Annotated in this window: 13 protein-coding genes; 6 read left to right on the top strand and 7 right to left on the bottom strand. The window is 62.3% G+C overall.

Going from position 1 to position 15,681, the window contains the following annotated elements:
* Positions 1–16: 16 nt before the first annotated feature.
* Complete coding sequence (locus A0O30_RS27335; protein ID WP_105948808.1) at positions 17–1,762, bottom strand: BCCT family transporter; 1,746 nt, start codon at positions 1,760–1,762, stop codon at positions 17–19.
* Positions 1,763–2,078: 316 nt separating this feature from the next.
* On the opposite strand from A0O30_RS27335, the gene A0O30_RS27330 reads away from it, so the two are divergent.
* The 4 genes from A0O30_RS27330 to A0O30_RS27315 all read left to right on the top strand — a co-directional run bounded on the left by A0O30_RS27330 (position 2,079) and on the right by A0O30_RS27315 (position 4,269).
* The gene (locus A0O30_RS27330; RefSeq protein WP_105948807.1) at positions 2,079–2,396 is read left to right on the top strand and encodes a hypothetical protein; all 318 of its coding nucleotides are present in this window, start codon (positions 2,079–2,081) and stop codon (positions 2,394–2,396) included.
* Between the two features lie 8 nt (positions 2,397–2,404).
* Positions 2,405–2,605 carry a DUF1289 domain-containing protein gene (locus tag A0O30_RS27325; protein WP_016715730.1) on the top strand — a complete coding sequence of 67 codons (201 nt, stop codon included), beginning with the start codon at positions 2,405–2,407 and terminating at the stop codon, positions 2,603–2,605.
* Positions 2,606–2,656: 51 nt separating this feature from the next.
* Positions 2,657–3,298 carry a LysE family translocator gene (locus A0O30_RS27320; RefSeq protein ID WP_105948806.1) on the top strand — a complete coding sequence of 214 codons (642 nt, stop codon included), beginning with the start codon at positions 2,657–2,659 and terminating at the stop codon, positions 3,296–3,298.
* 182 nt (positions 3,299–3,480) lie between these two features.
* On the top strand, positions 3,481–4,269 hold the full coding sequence (locus A0O30_RS27315; RefSeq protein WP_105948805.1) for an ABC transporter substrate-binding protein: 789 nt from the start codon (positions 3,481–3,483) through the stop codon (positions 4,267–4,269).
* Here A0O30_RS27315 and A0O30_RS27310 read toward each other — a convergent pair whose 3' ends face one another.
* Genes A0O30_RS27310 through A0O30_RS27295 form a run of 4 tightly spaced genes read right to left on the bottom strand, consistent with a single transcriptional unit; the run spans position 4,270 to position 9,371 of the window.
* Positions 4,270–5,292 carry an XdhC family protein gene (locus tag A0O30_RS27310; RefSeq protein WP_105948804.1) on the bottom strand — a complete coding sequence of 341 codons (1,023 nt, stop codon included), beginning with the start codon at positions 5,290–5,292 and terminating at the stop codon, positions 4,270–4,272. It lies immediately after the preceding gene.
* Positions 5,293–5,304: 12 nt separating this feature from the next.
* Positions 5,305–6,648, bottom strand: a complete 1,344-nt coding sequence (locus tag A0O30_RS27305) for a cytochrome c (RefSeq protein ID WP_105948803.1) — start codon at positions 6,646–6,648, stop codon at positions 5,305–5,307.
* 18 nt (positions 6,649–6,666) lie between these two features.
* On the bottom strand, positions 6,667–8,916 hold the full coding sequence (locus tag A0O30_RS27300) for a molybdopterin cofactor-binding domain-containing protein (protein WP_105948802.1): 2,250 nt from the start codon (positions 8,914–8,916) through the stop codon (positions 6,667–6,669).
* Positions 8,916–9,371: a (2Fe-2S)-binding protein gene (locus A0O30_RS27295; RefSeq protein WP_060497053.1), complete on the bottom strand. Its 456-nt coding sequence runs from the start codon at positions 9,369–9,371 to the stop codon at positions 8,916–8,918. Before A0O30_RS27295 ends, A0O30_RS27300 begins: the two co-directional genes overlap by 1 nt.
* A gap of 245 nt (positions 9,372–9,616) precedes the next feature.
* Between A0O30_RS27295 and A0O30_RS27290 the strand changes: the two genes are divergently transcribed.
* Positions 9,617–11,803, top strand: a complete 2,187-nt coding sequence (locus A0O30_RS27290; protein ID WP_105948801.1) for an OsmC domain/YcaO domain-containing protein — start codon at positions 9,617–9,619, stop codon at positions 11,801–11,803.
* 283 nt (positions 11,804–12,086) lie between these two features.
* Positions 12,087–12,902: a class I SAM-dependent methyltransferase gene (locus A0O30_RS27280; protein ID WP_105948799.1), complete on the top strand. Its 816-nt coding sequence runs from the start codon at positions 12,087–12,089 to the stop codon at positions 12,900–12,902.
* Here A0O30_RS27280 and A0O30_RS27275 read toward each other — a convergent pair.
* Entirely contained in the window at positions 12,886–13,767 is an 882-nt protein-coding gene (locus tag A0O30_RS27275) for a hypothetical protein (protein WP_105948798.1), read from the bottom strand. The genes A0O30_RS27280 and A0O30_RS27275 overlap by 17 nt on opposite strands.
* Positions 13,768–13,769: 2 nt before the next feature.
* On the bottom strand, positions 13,770–15,681 hold a 1,912-nt coding region (locus A0O30_RS27270), incomplete at its 5' end, for a T6SS effector BTH_I2691 family protein (RefSeq protein ID WP_305891562.1).

The following is a 15,681-nucleotide window of genomic DNA, read 5'->3' as shown; positions in this document are numbered from 1 at the left end:
AAAACGCGCTGCCTCCTCAGCTTTCGGACATTTCGCTTGGTGTCGCCACTTTCACCGAAGCCTTCTTCTCCTGCACCACGATGTAGAACTCCTCGCCATGCTTCACCGCGCCATACAGCACGGCCTTCTCGATCAGCTCGTTACCGCGCAGGTGGCGCAGCATCATCGGGTCTTTACGCAGGTCGCGGTACAGGGCCAGGCACAGCAGCACCATCACCACCACAAAGGGCAAGGCCACGACGATGGTCAGGTTCTGCAACCCCGTCAGCGCCTCGCCCGGGTCCCGCGGGTCGCCAATCGCCAGCATGATCGCCGCCACGGTACCGGTCAGCGCGCCCCAGAAAATCACCGTGCGCCGCGAGGGTGCGGTGGTGCCATGTTCCGAGAGTGTGCCCATCACCAGCGAGGCGGCGTCGGCACCCGAAACGAAGAAGATGCCCACCAGGATCATCACCAGCACCGAGGTCGCTGAGGCCAGTGGATAGCTGTCCAGCAACTGGTACAGCGCGTGGTTGCTGTTGACTGCGCCATTGGCCAGCTGGAACGCGCCTTCGCGCACAGCATCGATGGCCGCACCGCCAAAAATCGTGAACCACACCAGGCTGACCAGGCTGGGCACCAGCAGTACACCGGTAACGAACTGGCGAATAGTGCGGCCGCGGCTGATGCGGGCGATGAACATGCCCACGAACGGTGTCCAGGAAATCCACCAGGCCCAGTAGAACACGGTCCAGCCGGCCAGCCAGCTGTTCATCTGCTCACCGCCGCTGGCGTTGGTACGGGCCATCATTTCCGGCAGCATCTTGATGTAGATGCCAAGCGAGGTCGGCAGCAGGTTGAGCATCAGCAAGGTCGGGCCGACCATGAACACGAACACTGCCAGCACCAGTGCCAGCACCATGTTGGTGTTGGACAACCACTGGATGCCCTTGCCGATGCCCGACACCGCCGAGGTGACGAAGGCAATGGTCAGCAGGGTGATGATCGAGATGTAGAACAGCTTGCCGGGGCTCTCGATCCAGCCGTTGTACTCCAGGCCGCCGGCAATCTGCAGGGCCCCAAGGCCCAATGAGGCCGCCGAGCCGAACAGCGTGGCGAAAATTGCCATCATGTCGATCATGCGCCCCAGCGGGCCGTTGGCGTGCTTGCCGATCAACGGGCGGAAGGCAGCGGAAATCAGCTGTGAACGGCCACGGCGGAAGGTGCCATAGGCAATCACCAGGCCGACGATGGCGTACATGGCCCAAGGGTGCAGGGTCCAGTGGAACAAGGTGGTGGCCATGGCCACCTGCATCGCTTCACTTGTCTGCCCGGTGGCCGAGCCCGGCGGCGGCGACACATAGTGCGACAGCGGCTCGGCCACGCCGAAGAACATCAGGCCGATGCCCATGCCGGCGCTGAACATCATGGCCACCCAGGACACCGTACGGAATTCTGGCTGTTCGCCATCACGCCCCAGTGGCACCCGGCCATAACGGCTGGCGGCCAGCCACAGCACGAACACCACGAACAAGGTGGATGTGAGCACGAAGAACCAGCCAAAATTGAGAATGACCCAGGACTGCGCGCTGGAAGCGCTGCTGGCGAGGCTGGCTTGGTTGAGGAAGCCCCAGAGCACGAACGCGATTGCCAGGAGGCTGGTGAAACCAAACACGACGCCGTCGAGTTTGCCCTCGAAATGCCGGTCCTGGCGGGCTTCTGCGGTTTTCGAGGGGTCCGTCACGCCAAGGTCGAGCGTTTCGGTGATGTGTTCCTTTGCCATGAATGATGAGGCCCCTTTGTGGCTTACCTGCGCGCGCAGGCTTGTTGTTGTGTGGGCTACCGAGTTCGATGACGGCCTCGGCGGGGTGGAATGCTGGCGCGATTATCCTGCGCGGGAAAAGGCGGCTCCTGTCCCGATAACGCCCTGGGGCGTCCCTTGCGCGACTTGGCAAATACTTTTAGTTCTGGGGGCAATAGCCCTTTCTGCCTCGGGTTCTGGTACCCTGATGGGCATTACCCGGGCCCGCTCATCCGAGCACCGTAGAAGCGCTGCTGCTTGCGGGCCTGGCCGTACCAGGAAACGGAGATTCGTCAAAATGGCCACTGATCGTGTGAGCCTGATTCATTTCGATAAATTGAGCATGAGCCCTGCCGCTGCCGATCGGTTCCAGAAAGCCCTCGACGCGCTGGCAGCGCTCAAGCTGCAGGACCGTTACGTGTACCTCATCGCTCCCTATCTGGGTGATATCGCTGACGCGTCTGACGCCGAGCAACTGGACACCGCCCTGGGCCAGTGCATCCGGGTGGTTGATGAGCTGCTGGCTGCCAGGTCGGTGAGCAAGGTCAAGGCCGAGGAAGTGCGCCAGGTGTTCCACAGCGCTGCCGAGCGTGCACGGGCAGAACTGCCTGGCTGAGTGGTGGCATGGCCAAAGACATCGACAACCCCTGCGTTTCGTTATGCCAGCTCAACAGCGAGCTGTGCGTGAGCTGTGGCCGCACCCGTGACGAAATCCGCAAGTGGCGGGGCATGAAACGGCCGGAAAAGATGGCCACCGTGCAACGCGCGGCAACGCGGATGAAGGCTATCGTCAAGAAGGCAGCCAAGCGGCAGAATGCCGACTGAACCCTCGCGCCCTGTACAGGGCCTTTCCTGATTTGCCTGAAGAGCCTGAAAATGGATGTTCACTCGCTGTTAGCGTTTACCCTGGTTGCCGCCATCGCGATCGCCAGCCCCGGCCCCGCCACCCTCATGGCCATCAACAACAGCCTGGCCCATGGCCAGCGCAGCACGATCTGGTCGTCGTTGGGCAATGGCTCGGGCCTGTTCTGCCTGTCGGCAGCCGCCATGCTGGGCCTGGGCGCGCTGCTGGCCAGTTCTGAAGTGCTGTTCAATGCCGTGAAAATCCTGGGGGCGGGCTACCTGTTCTACCTGGGTGTGCGGCAGTTGCTGAAAAAAGGCCCGATGCTGGCGCAGGCTACGACCGAGGGGGCGGCCAAGGTTCGTCCCTCGCCGCTGAAACTCTACAAGTCGGCGTTCCTTACCGCAGTGACCAACCCCAAGGCGACCATGTTCTTCACGGCGCTGTTCCCGCAGTTCATCGACCAAGGGGCCGCATTGTTGCCGCAATTCCTGGCCTTGACCGGTATTTTCGTGGCGTTGTCGCTGGTTTCGCTGAGCTTGTATGCCGCGCTGGCTGCACGGGCGAAAGGCGTGCTGACCCGGCCGTCGCTGTCGCGCTGGGTGAGCCGGGTGGTGGGCACCACCTTCATCGGGTTTGGTGCGGCGATCCTGGCGATGCGTCGTCAGGGCGCCTGAGTGCCGGAGAGGGTAATCGACGACCCGTTTCATCGTTAGCCGATGAAAGGCCCATCTACTTTTCGCACAGGGTCCAGACTGTCTACAGCCCGCACAGATGAATGCTGCAGTTGATCACAGGATGTGGCAGCCTTTGGCCACCACGCCGGGTCACCGGATGTAACTTGTGCCGAGGGTTGTAGATGATCGAGCGTTGCTTTCGCCACGCCTTGCTCCTGTTGTCGTGCCTGCTGCTGCCGTTGGCTGCGGTAGCGGAAGAGCCTTGCCGGCGGTTGACCGCCACCGGCAACCCGGAATACCCCCCGTACCTGTGGCGCGACCCGCAAAACCCCCAGCAACTGATCGGTGCCAACGCTGACCTGCTCAAGTACCTGGGCAAGCAGTTGGGGCTGGAGATCGAGGTGGTTTACGGCGGGCCGTGGTCGCGCGCCCAGGAAGAGGTGCGCACCGGCCGGATCGACTTGATGGCCGGGTACTTCATGACCCAGGCCCGGCAGCAACAGATGGACTTCATCACCCCGCCATTTCTGCACACGCCCAGCGTGGTCTGGGTACGCCAGGACAATGCCTTTGCCTACCACCAATGGGCAGACCTGAAAGGTCGCAAGGGTGGGACCTTGGTCAACAACAGCCACGGTCAGCAGTTCGACGACTTTGCCAGGGCCAACCTCATCCTCGAAGCGGTACCCAGCGCCAGGCAGGCATTCGAAAAACTCATGCACAAACGCAGCGACTATGTCGTGTACGAGCAGTACCCCGGCATGGCACTGGCGCGTACCTTGGGTATTGCCAGCACTGTGCAGGTGCTGGAACCGCCAATCTCCAGCGAAGGGCTGTACCTGGCGCTTTCGCATGATTCGCCCTGCAATCGGCCGCATTTGCGTGAAGCGCTGGCGCGGGAAATGGAAAAGATCGTGGCCGGGGCGTTGCCGCAGCAGTTGTTGCAGCAGAACCTGGAGCGGTGGCAGTGATCAGCGAGGAAGGTGCGCGGCCTCCCGTGCGTGCTTGGCCCGGGTCACGTTGACCGCACCAGGCAGGGTGACGTCGTTCTTCGCTGCGAGGATTTCGGCCATGACGCTGACGGCGATCTCGGCCGGTGTCTTGCTGCCGATGTAGATGCCAATCGGGCCATGCAAGCGTTGCAGCGACGCCTCACTTTCACCGAAGTGCTCAATCAGGCGTTCACGGCGCAGCTGGCTGTTGCGCCGCGAGCCGATGGCGCCAATGTAGAACGCCGGGCTGTGCAAGGCTTCGAGCAGGGCCAGATCATCCAGCTTGGGGTCGTGGCTGACGGCGACGATGGCGCTGCGCAGGTCCGCAGCGAAGGCGCGGACCACGTCGTCGGGCATGCCGGCCAGCAGGTTGACGCCGGGCACGCTCCAGCCTGCGGTGTACTCAGGGCGTGGGTCGCACAGCGAAACGTTGAAACCATTGAACAGGGCCATGGTGGCCAGGTACTCGGCCAGTGCGCCACCACCGATCAGCAGTAAACGGTAGCCCGGGCCAAGGGTGCTGAGCATGTGGTGGCCATCGAAGCTGAACAGGTCAGGCGTGCTGGTAGGGGTCAGGCTGATATCACCGTTGTGCAGGTTGAGCCCGCGGCGGACCAGGCTGCCCTTATCGAGGCAGGCCAGCAGCCGTTCGAGGTGCTGCAGCGGCGGTGCGAACTCCAGCACAAGCTCCAGTGTGCCGCCACAGGGCAGGCCGAAACGGTGTGCTTCATCGGCGCTGACGCCGTAACGCACCACTCGGGGTAGGCCGTTGGGCATGCCGGGGCCGCTGTAGGCGGTGGTGTAACGGTGAATGAGGTCGTCCTCGATACAGCCACCGGAGACACTGCCGACCACCCGGCCGTCACTGCGCAAGGCCATCATCGAGCCCACCGGGCGCGGGGAGGAGCCCCAGGTGCGGGCGACCGTGGCCAGCAGGACGCGGTGCCCGGCGGCGAGCCAGTCTCGGGTGGTGCGCAGCACCAGCAGGTCGATGCTTTCCATGGGGGCTCCCGTTCAGCGCATATGCAAAATGATCGGGCTGCTGCTGGCCGGGTCGCTATGCCCACGCAACGTGCCCACCGCCTGTGCATTCACGGTACCGCCCAGGTTACCCCAGGCCGTGCGCACGAAGCTCAGCACATCGGCAATCTCCTGGTCATTCAGTTGCTCCCGGAACGCCGGCATGCGGTAGGCATCAGGCAACCCCGCCGTCACCACCCGCTGCGAACCGTTCAAGGTAATGTTGATCGCCGAAGCGTCTTCTTTTGCCAGTGCCGAGGTTGCCCCCGCCAAAGGCGGCATCCATTGGTCCTGGCCCTTGCCGTCCAGCCCGTGGCACGAGGCGCAGCGGGTCACGTAGGTATGTGCGCCCGGGCTGTCGAGCTGTGTTGCTGCCGACTCGGGCACGTACTGCCACGGCGCCCCATCGCGCTGCGTGTCGCCGGGAAGCGATTTCAGGTAGTGGGCGATGGCCGCCAGGTCATCGTCGCTCATGAACTGCGTGGAGTTGTTGAACGCCTCGGTCATTGAGCCGAACACGACGGCATGGCGGTTGCGGCCGGTTTTGAGAAACTGCGCAATCTCGTTTTCGCTCCAGCGCCCCAGCCCTGTGTTGTGGTCGGCACGCAGGCTCGGTGCGTACCAGCCATCGAGCAGGGCGCCCGCCAGGAATGGTTTGCCGCTGTCATCCAGCGCCTTTTCGTTGAAGGCCAGGCCACGGGGCGTGTGGCAACTGCCACAGTGACCGGGGCCCTGAACGATATAGGCACCCCGGTTCCACAGCGCATCCTGCCCGGCCTTGTCGGCGTAAGGCGTGGTGGCGGCGAACAGGCCGTTCCACAGGGCAATGGGCCAGCGCAGGTTCAGCGGCCAGGGGATGTCGCTGGCCAGGTTGGCCTGCCGGGCCGGTTGCACACCGTGCATGAAGAATGCGTACAGCGCCTTTACATCGTCGTCACTGAGCTTGGCGTAGGACGGGTAGGGCATGGCCGGGTACAGCCGCCGGCCGCCGGGCGCGACACCCTGGCGCACGGCGCGGTCGAAGTCGGCGAGGCTGTAGCTGCCGATACCGTTGTCGCGATCAGGGGTAATGTTGGTGGCGTGGATGGCCCCCAGCGGGGTGGCCATTTCCAGCCCGCCGGCGAACGGTTTGCCGTCCGGCAGGCTGTGGCAAGCCACGCAGTCGCTGAGCCGGGCCACGTACTCGCCACGGCTGACCAGCGCCGGGTCGGCGGCACTGGCCTGTGCATTGACGAACGGCGAGGCAGGCTCACGGGTGACATACCAGGCCATCAGGCCTGCCGCGACCAGGCACGGCAGCGCCAGCCAGCCAGCGGTTCTTGCGAAACGATGGGTCATGGGGCGGTCCTTGTGCGGTCAGCTGAAGGTATGGCGGCTCATTGGCAGGCTGCGCACGCGCTGGCCAGTCAGTTGCGCGACGGCGTTGGCCACCGCCGGGGCTACGGCCGGCAACGGAGGCTCGCCAATGCCGCCCATCTTCGCCCCGCTTTCGACAATGCGCACATGCACCCGGGCCATGCGTGAAGGCGGCAGGATCGGGTACAGGTCGTAGTTGCGCGCTCGTGGTTTGCCATCCACGTATACCGCCTCTTCCACCAGCGTCTGCGACAGGCCCAGGGCGACGGCGCCGTTCACCTGATGCTCGATGATTGCCGGGTTGACGATACTGCCCGGGTCGATGGCCTGCCAGATGTCGTGCACCTTCACCTGCCCGTTCTCGATCGACACCTCGGCGATGACTGCCGCCTCCGAACCGAATGGCGAGGCCATGGCCACGCCGCGTGCCCGTTTGCTCCCATCCTCGGCGGTGAACGGGCCGCGCTTCCAGCCACCGGACAGGTCGGCGACAGCGTTCAGCAGGTTGGTCAGGCGCGGGTTGTCGCGCAGCAGGTGCAGGCGCAGTTCGAACGGGTCCTTGCCGCCTTTGTCGGCCAGTTCGTCGAGGAACGACTCGTAGAAGAAGTCGTTCAGCGAGTTACCCACCGAACGCCAGTAGCCGAGCATGGCCGGGCCTTTTACGTAGATCTGCGCGATGCGCTTGTTGGCGATGGCGTAGGCCTTGCCCGACAGCCCTTCAAGCGCGGTCGGGTCGATCTTTTCACCTTGCTTGCCGGCCAGGGCCTCGGTCGGGCCTTCGGTGGCGCTTACCGCTTCGAGGGCCACCGGCATGCCGTCGGCATCCAGGCCGGCGCGGAACTTCACCACGGCGACCGGGCGCAGCACATCACGCAGGAATTCCTCTTCGCGGCTCCAGATAAGCTTCACCGGCCGGCCAACCGCCTTGGCCAGGGCAATGGCCTGCGGGTAGGGGTTGGCCGAGTCGTACAGGAAGTGGCGGCCAAAGAAGCCGCCCAGCAGTGGCGAGTGCAGGTTGATTTGCGCAGCCTCCAGGCCTGTACGCTTGGCAATGTCGTCACGGAACATGTCCGGTGCCTGGTTGGGCAGCCACACGTCCAGGGTGCCGTCCGCGTTGAAGCGGGCGAGGGCTGAGGGCGGCTCCAGCTGGGCATGGTTCAGGTACTGGTTGTGGTAGCTGGCCTCGACCTTCGTCTTGGCGTTGCTCAAGGCACCCGTGATATCGCCCTCGTTCTCCTCATCACGTGCCGGGCCCTCGACCGTGGCCAGATGCTCGCGCCAGCCATCGCTGGAGAAGTCTGCCGGCATCGCCAGCACCTTGGTGTCGGCGGTCGCCTCTTGCCAGTCCACCTGGATAGCCTCCACCGCGCGTTTGGCATGCCACCAGCGTTCGGCGACCACGGCGACAGCGCCCGGCAACTGATGCACGGAATGCACACCCTTCATGGCCTTGACCTGCTCTTCGTTGCGCAGGCTGCCCACGGTCATGCCCAGGCGTGGCGCGTGCTGCACGGCGGCGTGGAGCATGCCGTCGACCTTGATGTCGATGCAGTACTGCGCCTTGCCGGTGGACTTGTCGTAGGCGTCCAGGCGACGCACCGGCTTGCCGATCCAGCGAAACTGGCTGGGGTCGCGCAATTTGACGCTGTCCGGGTCGGGTACTGGCAGGTCCATGGCGCGGCCGGCAAGCTCGCCATAGGGGATGGAACGGCCTGTCGTGGTATGTACCACGCTGCCCGGCGTGGTGGAGAGCTCATCGACCGGTACACCCAGCTGCTGGGCGCCCGCCTGCAGCAGCATGGCCCGGGCGAGGGCACCCAGGCGGCGCATGGTCGGGTAGCTCATGCGCACCGACATGCTGCCGCCAGTGATGCGCATACCGTTTTCCATGACGACATAGGCTTCGCCCGGTGGCGCGCTGTCCACCACGAAATGGGCAGGGTCGACATCCAGCTCTTCACCTACGATCTGCGCCATGGCGGTGAAGGGCCCTTGCCCGCCTTCCATGAAGGGGCTGAGCAGGCGCACCGTGCCATCCGGGCGAATTTCCAGAAACGCAGGCACTTGGGTACCGCGTTGCGGGGCGGCTATAGTCGCCGCCTGTACGCGTGCCGACCCCATTGGCAGGCCGAAACCCAACACCAGGGCCCCGACGGCCGTGCCGGCAAGAAAGCGCCGACGCGACAGGTTGACGGTTTCGCCCATTTGCAGCTTGAGCAGTTCGGCCGGTGTATCGACTGGCGTGTTCATCAGGCCTGCTCCCCTTGGGCCAGCGCATGCACGGCAGCATGAATGGCGTTGTAGGTGCCGCAGCGGCACAGGTTGACCATGGCCGCGTCGATCTGCGCGTCACTGGGCTTAGGGGTGTGCTTGAGCAGCGCCGTGGCCGCCATCACCTGGCCGGACTGGCAGTAGCCGCACTGGGCCACCTGGTGCTCGACCCAGGCCGCGACCACCCGTTTGCCAACGGCATCGGCTTCGACCGCCTCGATGGTCGTCACTTCGCGCCCGACCACGCCGGCCACCGGGGTGACACAGGCGCGTACCACGTTGCCGTCCACCAGCACCGAACAGGCGCCGCACTGGGCCAGGCCGCAGCCATACTTGGTGCCGGTCAGCCCCAGGTCGTCGCGGATTACCCACAGCAGGGGCGTGTCGGCGTCCACCTCGACCTGATAGGTCTTCTGGTTGATGCGTAGTTCCATGGTTCACCTGCCAATCATCGGTTGCTGTCGCTGTGTTTTTTCTGGGTGGGGAATACGTTGTTCCCCAGAGAAGAAACGCTAGCACAGGGGCATGACCGCTGGTCTGGTGGCGGGGGCAGGTCCAGAGGATCAGGCAAGCAATTCGGTGGAATGCGCAAGCGACGAGGTAAACAGGACTTCCAGGCTGAAAACCCGGATAATGCCGGCCACTTTCGTTTTGCACGCTTAAATCACGGTAAACCCGCATGGAAATCAAGGTCAATTTTCTCGACAATCTCCGTCTCGAAGCCAAGTTCGACGACTTCACGGTGATCGCCGACCAACCGATCCGCTACAAGGGTGATGGTTCGGCCCCAGGCCCGTTCGATTACTTCCTGGCGTCTTCGGCCTTGTGCGCGGCTTACTTCGTCAAGCTGTACTGCCAGACCCGCGACATCCCGACCGAAAACATTCGCCTGTCGCAAAACAACATCGTCGACCCGGAAAACCGCTACAACCAGATCTTCAAGATCCAGGTCGAGCTGCCCGAAGACATTTCCGAGAAGGACCGCCAGGGCATCCTGCGCTCGATCGACCGCTGCACCGTCAAGAAGGTGGTACAGACCGGCCCCGAGTTCGTGATCGAAGTGGTCGACAACCTCGACGCCGATGCCCAGGGCCTGCTGATGCCGGTGTCGGACAGCACCACCTACATCCCTGGCAAGGACCTGCCGCTGGAGCAGACCATCGCCAACATGTCGGGCATCCTGGCCGGGTTGGGGATGAAGATCGAGATCGCTTCGTGGCGCAATATCGTGCCCAACGTGTGGTCGTTGCATGTGCGTGATGCGCAGTCACCGATGTGCTTCACCAACGGCAAGGGTGCCACCAAGGAAGCCGCGCTGGCATCGGCGCTGGGTGAGTTCATCGAGCGCCTGAACTGCAACTTCTTCTATAACGACCAGTTCTGGGGCGAGGACCTGGCCAACGCGCCGTTCGTGCATTACCCGAACGAGCAGTGGTTCAAGCCTGGCCCACGCGATGCGCTGCCCGCCGAGATCCTCGACGAGCACTGCCTGGCAATCTACAACCCCGACGGTGAGCTGCGCGGTTCGCACTTGTACGACACCAACTCGGGCAACACGGCGCGCGGCATCTGCTCGCTGCCGTTTGTACGCCAATCGGACGAGCAGGTGGTGTACTTCCCGTCCAACCTGATCGAAAACCTGTTCCTCAGCAATGGCATGAGCGCTGGCAACACCCTCGCTGAGGCGCAGGTGCAGTGCCTGTCGGAAATCTTCGAGCGTGCGGTCAAGCGCGAAATCCTCGAAGGCGAGCTGTGCCTGCCGGATGTGCCGCAGGACGTACTGGCCAAGTACCCGGCCATTGTTGCCGGCATTCAGGGCCTGGAAGAGCAGGGCTTCCCGGTGCTGGTCAAGGATGCGTCGCTCGGTGGCGAATTCCCGGTCATGTGCGTGACCCTGATGAACCCGCGCACCGGTGGCGTATTCGCCTCGTTCGGCGCCCACCCAAGCCTGGAAGTGGCACTGGAGCGCAGCCTTACCGAACTGCTGCAGGGCCGCAGCTTCGAAGGCCTGAACGACCTGCCGCAGCCGACCTTCGAAAGCCACGCCCTGACCGAGCCGAACAACTTCGTCGAGCACTTCATCGACTCCAGCGGCGTGGTGTCGTGGCGCTTCTTCAGTGCCAAGGCCGACTTCGAGTTCGTCGAGTGGGACTTCTCGGGCCACGGCGAGGATTCCAATATTCAAGAGGCCGCAACCCTGTTCGGCATCCTCGAAGACCTGGGCAAGGAAGTGTACATGGCGGTGTACGACAACCTGGGCGCCACCGCCTGCCGCATCCTGGTGCCGGGCTACTCGGAAATCTACCCGGTCGAGGACCTGATCTGGGACAACACCAACCGCGCCTTGTCGTTCCGTGCCGACATCCTCAACCTGCACAACCTTGAAAGCCGCCCCCTGAAGCTGCTGCTCAAGCGCTTGGACAACTGCGATGTGGATGACTACACCACCATCACCACACTGATTGGCGTGGAGTTCGACGAAAACACGGTGTGGGGCCAGCTGACCATTCTGGAACTGAAGCTGCTGATCTGCCTGGCAGTGCAGCGCTTCGAGGAGGCCAAGGAACTGGTCGAAGCGTTCCTGCAGTTCAACGACAACACTGTCGAGCGCGGGCTGTTCTACCAGGCCCTGAACGTGGTGCTGGAAGTGGTGCTGGATGATGAGCTGGAAATGGACGACTACGAGCCCAACTTCCGCCGCATGTTCGGCAACGCGCGCATGGACGCGGTGCTGGGCTCGGTGGACGGCAGCGTACGCTTCCATGGCTTGACCCCGACCAGCATGAAGCTCGAAGGCCTTGATCGCCACCTGCGCTTGATCGAAAGCTACAAGAAACTGCACGCAGCCCGGGCCAAGTTCGCCTGATAGCTGCTGTCTTACTCGTTATTTTGTGCTGGCTGTACCGGCCTCATCGCCGGCAAGCCAGCTCCCACAGGTACTGCATCGTTCTTGAGCGTTTTGCTGAGCTTGTGGGAGCTGGCTTGCCGGCGATTGGGCCAGCAGCCCTCATATAGCACTTTGATCTTTGCGCTATCCCCAATGCGTCTTTGCGCTTCGCCTGACAGGGGCGTAGCGTTCTGCTCCCCAAATCCATGGCGCGTTAACCGCCAGAAGGACCTCGGCCGCGCACAGCAAAAAGGCGCAGACCATGAGCACCCCTTTGGATACCAATGCCCTCAAAGCCCGTCAGCAAGCCGCCTGGGCCAGCGGTGACTACGCGGTGATCGGCACCACCCTGCAACTGGTTGGCGAGCGCCTGGCAGAAGCCTGTGACCTGCGCTGGGATGAGCAGGTGCTGGATGTTGCGGCCGGCAACGGCAACGCCACATTGGCTGCTGCCCGGCGCGGTTGCCGCGTCACTTCCACCGACTATGTACCCGAACTGCTCAAGCGTGGCGAAGAGCGGGCACGGGCCGAACACCTGAATGTGCTGTTTCAGGCTGCCGATGCCGAAGCGTTGCCGTTTGCCGATGGCACCTTCGATGCGGTGCTCTCCACGTTCGGTGTGATGTTTGCCCCTGATCAGGCCCAGGCCGCACGTGAACTGGGGCGGGTATGCCGACCCGGTGGCCGTATAGGCTTGGCCAACTGGACCCCGCAAGGTTTTGTCGGGCAGATGTTCAAAACCCTCGGGCGGCATGTACCACCACCCGCCGGGGCCTTGCCGCCCTCGCGGTGGGGTGACGAGGAACAGTTGCGCGCGATGTTCGAAGGGGTGCTGGGTGAGCTGAATGTCAGCCGCCAGCAGTTCAACTTCCGCTACCGCTCGGCGGCGCATTTCATCGAGGTGTTTCGTACCTGGTACGGGCCGGTGCACAAGGCGTTTGCTTCGCTGGATACGGAGAAGGCCAGTGCTTTGGAGCGAGACCTTACTCAGTTGCTGGATGAGAGCAATGTGGGAGGGCCTTCATCGTTGGTGGTACCCAGCGAATACCTTGAGGTGGTGATCATTCGCGGGCGTTAGCCGGCACACCTTCAAAAGCCTCGGCGGGTGGCGGTGCCGCGCGGACATTGAAGAGCTTGCAGATGAAGTACCAACAGATGGCGACGGTCAGGTTGTAAGGGAACAGTACGGCCCAGAAAGGCAGTTGCCAGTTTTTCTTGCCCTGCATTTCACCGGGTTCGCCGGTTCGCCAAGGGGCGTAGTGACGCCAGGCTTCAGCCGGGGTCAGGCAGATGGCATGCAGTGGCTTGTGCCACCAGTTGGGTTCGCCGGGCGGGGGGAGTTTGTCGGGGCCGTGGGCCATGAAGTGGCGCAGGTATTCCCAGACTTCGGCGACGTGTCTGACGCCGGGTTCGGTGGGCTCGTTGCTGTCGACCCAGAGGCAGTCTTTTTGGTGGAGGCTGCCGTCTGCTCGGCGGGGGGCGAAGGCGAGGGCATAGCTGGTGCTGAAGGATGAGCCGCCGTTTTCGGTGCGTTTGAAAAGGCCACCGCCGGTGTTGCTCCACTCAAAGACTAATACTTTGCTCAAACGTCGGTAGTAGATTTTTTGAGTTGAACGGTTGAGGCAGAAGCTTGATAAGCGTTTTATAAAATATATACGATAAAATAAAAAAGGAAGGAATATAAAAGGTCCAAATGCTACGCTGGTTATAAAAATAGGGCTGAAAATGTATGGGTCCCAGGCTTCGCTCGATAGTAAGTAAGGATAAAAGCCGATCATCAGTGCGAGAGTCATTGCGCAGTACAGTTTTCCCATGAAGACTGAGTCTGTCACCCAAGGATTTCTCAAGCATAAGGTGTTGTCGGATAAGTTTAATAATTGCCCGGCGATAGCGGGATTATGCCCTGAGTCCGACATTGAGTTGAATATCCAAATGGTTGCCATGATCAGCGCTCCAGGCGAAAAATTGACAGGGACTCATTGTCTTCATCCAGCCCTTGATTGGCGCGGTAAGCTAGATGCAGTGAGACATGCTTTTGATTGGTCAACGTGTTCTCGAAATGCAGGACCAAGCCCGCACTTACGATGTGGCTGGTCGGGGCGATAGGGAATACGTCCATTCCTTGGTCGTCACGGAGGGTACTTAAACTTCCTGACCATTCGCTTACCCCCAGCACGAAGCCAGGCAGCAGCACGGTGAACTCAACGGTTGGTTGAGGTGTGGCTACTTCATTGTGTGTAATGGCTGTCCAGTTTGGCGGAGACCAGTGATCGTTCTGATGCCATCGGGTGTCGACTTTAGTTATGCCGAGTGATACAGCCTGCTCGGCGGATAGTAGTTTGGGTCCGTAATGCTCGTTGTGCCAGGCTTTGATCTCGGCTTGTAGTGAGTCATAAACAGGCAGTTTTTTCTGATAGTCCAAGGCAATGTCAGGACGCACCTCTCCATCATTGATGCGATTGCCAAAGATGCTGCGTGCGGCCCAGAGCTCAATTGGGCTGTGAAGGTGCTCGTGTGCCTTGGCGTGCAGGTACAGGCCTCCTGCAATGATGGCTACGCCCACGAGGACTAGGGCGGCTGCGGCCCATCCGGCAAAAGGCACTACTGACGTAGCGCCAGCAATGGCAAGTCCAGCCTCAAGGACGACTGCAGAACCAACAGCCATGGTTAAGCTACCAGTCACCGTGTAGTCGGCAGCCGCTCGATTGCCATTCGACCTCTGACGCCCAGCCTTGGAGAGATCAGAAAACAGGCCGAATGCTATTGCAGGATATCCCGCTAAACGAGCAAACAAATTACTGCTTAAGAATTTGATGATTCCGTTACCGAATGCCATCCCTGGCGCTGTCGAACTTAACCTCAGCATGACGGCCTTCTGCGTCGCCCGCACGCTAACCAGCGTCGCCGCTGCTGCACCGATCACCCCGAAAATCGACGAAGCAAAACCCAAGGTGTATTCCGGGGCATTGCTCTTTTGCAGGCTGTTGTAGGCTGTCTGGAGCGATAGGATGTTGTACCACAGCATCCCCGCGTTCAAACCACCGCCTCCGCCCGAGGTAAGCATCCCGAGAAAGTTGGGCTTCACCCGTGCAGTGGTGGTCAGTTCGATCGAGACCGTCCGGCTCCCCGAAATGCGCAACTGCTTCATCTCCTCAACCTGCGCCATGCCACTCTTCAGGTACTTTTCCACCTCCTGGCTGAACGGATTGTTCTTGATGGCCTGCCCGGTGATCCCGTAACGCGCTGCCAATAGCCCCAGCGCTTTCTCGGCATTCGCTTCACGCGCCGCCAACAACACCTGCTGGCGCAGGCCATGGCTGGCGTCCCAGCGGGTTTGCCCGCGCAGGCGTTTGAGCACCACGGTAGTGACCGACTGGGCGGTGAGCTCGGTGATGTCGGCCATGGCCGGGAAGCGACCGGCCAGCCCCTCGATCACGTTGTCGCTGGCGCCGAACAGGCTGCCGATCGAATCGGCCTTGTCCTTGAACGGGTTGAACGGCGCCAGGGCGGTGTACAGCGGGCTGTCGTCCCGGTCCAGCCACTGCTCCAGGCGTTTGAAACGCCGATCCTGATCTTCGGCGCCCGGCGTCGGTTGGCCCATCGGGTGAATCAGCAGCGCCAGGGAGATTTCCAGGCCACGGGCGGACACGATTTCGTCGCGGTCGTAACAGGCCAGGGCGGCGGCCAGGCTGTAGGGGTTGTCGATATATTCGGGCTCGGCCGTCGCCAGCCAGGCGTCATGGTCGTTGCTGGCGTGCAAGGCCTGGTTGCGCAGGGCGGCCATCCGGCGTCCCAGCTCGTCGCGTTCGGCGAGGAAGCGCCGGTATTTGTCCAGATCAAGGCGCTGCGCCAGGCGC

The sequence above is a fragment of the Pseudomonas sp. LLC-1 genome, assembly GCF_002992185.1.
Classification (GTDB): domain Bacteria; phylum Pseudomonadota; class Gammaproteobacteria; order Pseudomonadales; family Pseudomonadaceae; genus Aquipseudomonas; species Aquipseudomonas monteilii.
Note: the sequence above shows the minus strand (reverse complement) of the source record. Positions and strands in the feature narration are given on the sequence as shown.

What these genes read in the sequence shown, in the direction of transcription:
- A0O30_RS27335 (WP_105948808.1), bottom strand. Translation starts at nt 1,762, where the DNA reads ATGGCAAAGGAACACATCACCGAAACGCTCGACCTTGGCGTGACGGAC.
- A0O30_RS27330 (WP_105948807.1), top strand. Translation starts at nt 2,079, where the DNA reads ATGGCCACTGATCGTGTGAGCCTGATTCATTTCGATAAATTGAGCATG.
- A0O30_RS27325 (WP_016715730.1), top strand. Translation starts at nt 2,405, where the DNA reads ATGGCCAAAGACATCGACAACCCCTGCGTTTCGTTATGCCAGCTCAAC.
- A0O30_RS27320 (WP_105948806.1), top strand. Translation starts at nt 2,657, where the DNA reads ATGGATGTTCACTCGCTGTTAGCGTTTACCCTGGTTGCCGCCATCGCG.
- A0O30_RS27315 (WP_105948805.1), top strand. Translation starts at nt 3,481, where the DNA reads ATGATCGAGCGTTGCTTTCGCCACGCCTTGCTCCTGTTGTCGTGCCTG.
- A0O30_RS27310 (WP_105948804.1), bottom strand. Translation starts at nt 5,292, where the DNA reads ATGGAAAGCATCGACCTGCTGGTGCTGCGCACCACCCGAGACTGGCTC.
- A0O30_RS27305 (WP_105948803.1), bottom strand. Translation starts at nt 6,648, where the DNA reads ATGACCCATCGTTTCGCAAGAACCGCTGGCTGGCTGGCGCTGCCGTGC.
- A0O30_RS27300 (WP_105948802.1), bottom strand. Translation starts at nt 8,916, where the DNA reads ATGAACACGCCAGTCGATACACCGGCCGAACTGCTCAAGCTGCAAATG.
- A0O30_RS27295 (WP_060497053.1), bottom strand. Translation starts at nt 9,371, where the DNA reads ATGGAACTACGCATCAACCAGAAGACCTATCAGGTCGAGGTGGACGCC.
- A0O30_RS27290 (WP_105948801.1), top strand. Translation starts at nt 9,617, where the DNA reads ATGGAAATCAAGGTCAATTTTCTCGACAATCTCCGTCTCGAAGCCAAG.
- A0O30_RS27280 (WP_105948799.1), top strand. Translation starts at nt 12,087, where the DNA reads ATGAGCACCCCTTTGGATACCAATGCCCTCAAAGCCCGTCAGCAAGCC.
- A0O30_RS27275 (WP_105948798.1), bottom strand. Translation starts at nt 13,767, where the DNA reads ATGGCAACCATTTGGATATTCAACTCAATGTCGGACTCAGGGCATAAT.